Here is a 2,204-nt window from a genome sequence, read left to right on the forward strand (position 1 = left end):
CGGGCGGGGCTGGGCGCCCCGCCCGCTCGTGACCGTCAATTCGGTCGTCATTACTTGGCAGCCTTCTTGGCTCCCTCGACGACCTTGCCCCACGCCTCCGCACCGGAAACACCCTGCTCGACCGACTGGAGGGCCGGGCTGACGATGTTCTCCTGGATGGCGCCGTCCTCAGGGCCCTTGTACTGGGCCGCCGGGACCTTGTTCGCCTGCTCGGCGAACAGCAGGCCGACCTTCTCGCCGCCGAAGTACTCGTCGGTCTGGTTCAGCAGCTCGGGCGAGATCAGGGCCTGGGTCTGGCTGGGGAAGGTGCCCTTGGCCTTGAAGGCCTTGATCTGCTGCTCGGGCGCGGTCAGCCACGCGGCCAGCTTCGCGGCCTCTTCCTTGTTCTTGCCCTGGGTCGGGACGGTCAGGTACGAACCGCCCCAGTTGCCGCCGCCACCGGGGAAGGAGGCGCTGACGGCCCACTTGCCCTTGTGCTCGGGGCCGGAGTTCTCGCGGATGCCACCCAGCATCCAGGACGGGCAGACCTTCGTGGCGAACGCGGACTCCTTGAAGCCGCGCTTCCACTCGTCGCTCCACGCGACCAGCTTGGCCGACTGACCACCCTCGACGGCCTTCACGACCTTGTCGAAGATGTTCTTGTCGTTGTTGGTCTCGATCGCCAGCTTGTCGTCGCTGTCGAAGTAGCCGACCTTCTCCTGGTTGTGCATCGGGTTGAAGACCTGCGAGGCGGAGTCGAACCACGCCTTGCCGGTGGCCTTCACGTACTGCTCGCCCGCCGCGAAGTAGGAGTCCCAGGTCTCGAACAGCGCCTTGACGCCCTCGGGGTCGGACGGCATGTTGGCCGCTTCGAGGAGGTCCTTGCGGTAGCACATGGCCAGCGGGCCGATGTCGGTGCCGTAACCGATGAGCTTGCCGTCCTTGGTGGTGACGGCGTCGACCTTCCACTGCAGCCAGCGGTCCTCGCGGACGTCCGACGGACCGATCTTCTTCAGGTCCTCGAACTTGCTGGACTGGGCCATGACCTTGGCCAGGTAGCCCTCTTCCACGCCCTCGACGTCCGCGAGACCGGAGCCGGCGGTCAGCTTGGCGAAGAGGTTCTGGTGGTGGGGCGCGGCCTGGCCGGTCTTGCGCTGCTCGATCTTGATGTTCGGGTTGGCCGCCTCGTACTCCTTGAGGAGTTCCTCGTAGCCGAACTCGTTGAACGTGGCGATCGTCAGCACGGTCTTGCCGTCGGAAGTGGTGGTGGAACCACCCGAGCCACAGGCCGTAGCGGCCAGGGCGACCACTGCGGTACAGGCCAGCGCCTTGGCCAAGCCCGCTCTACGGTAGCGCACGAGAACTCCTCAGTTGATCGGCGGTGAACGTTCTGGGAGCGCTCCCAGGTTTTGGGGGAGTGTGGTTCGCGCCACGGAGTTGTGTCAAGCTCCCGTGTCCGCGCTGTTACCGACGTTGCGACATTTGCGCCCCTGGAACGATTCTGGTAGCCGGGTCCCGAGTGGTCCGTTCAGGCACCTTGCGTAGACCGGTCGGACACGCTCGGTTTACCCCTGGAGCGCCCGATACCCCCGCGACCTGCGAGTCCTACCTTTCGGACCCCTGAGTCCCACGTTCACGCCCCGGGGAGCCGACGCCCGCGTCTCAGTTGTGAATCCGTTGCAGATCCGTTTCCAACGCACCACACGACCACACCGACCGCTTCCGCGCCGCAACAGCGAGTCGTGCACTCAGCACTCGCGTGTCATGCACTCAGCACTCGCGACTCGTGCACTCAGCACTCTCGAGTCATGCGCCCGCACAGCACAAGCGACCACCTACGGACATCGCGCGCTTGGCAAACTGCGGGCCGGCTCGTGTTCCCCCGTATGGCCTGGGCGCAGCCCGACCGCGCTTGTCAAGGGGTTCCGGGCGCTTTATCCGGAACCCCTTGACAAGGGTGGTTGCCTTTGGCAGGCCATGCGGGGGAACACGAGCTTCACGCTCTTCCCCCGGAGGCCTGCCCAGCGGCGAGCGTCGCTCGTGAACTGTTTTCTTTGCCCGTGAACCCCAGAAGTTCACAAGATAAAAGAAGCTCGCCGCATGGCAGGCCGCCAAGAGAGGGGAAAAGCGGGCTCGTCCTCTCCCGCATGGCCTGCCAAAGGCAACCACACTTGTCAAGGGGTGTCGCGAAAAGCGTGCGACACCCCTTGACAAGCGCGGTAGGG

The 2,204-nt window shown here is 65.3% G+C and carries 1 protein-coding gene; it reads right to left on the reverse strand.

Annotated elements, in window-relative coordinates:
* Positions 1-50: 50 nt before the first annotated feature.
* Complete coding sequence (locus ACFV4N_RS33360) at positions 51-1,337, reverse strand: ABC transporter substrate-binding protein (RefSeq protein WP_499676637.1); 1,287 nt, start codon at positions 1,335-1,337, stop codon at positions 51-53.
* Positions 1,338-2,204 lie beyond the last annotated feature (867 nt).

This window comes from Actinosynnema sp. NPDC059797 (assembly GCF_042732085.1).
Classification (GTDB): domain Bacteria; phylum Actinomycetota; class Actinomycetes; order Mycobacteriales; family Pseudonocardiaceae; genus Actinosynnema.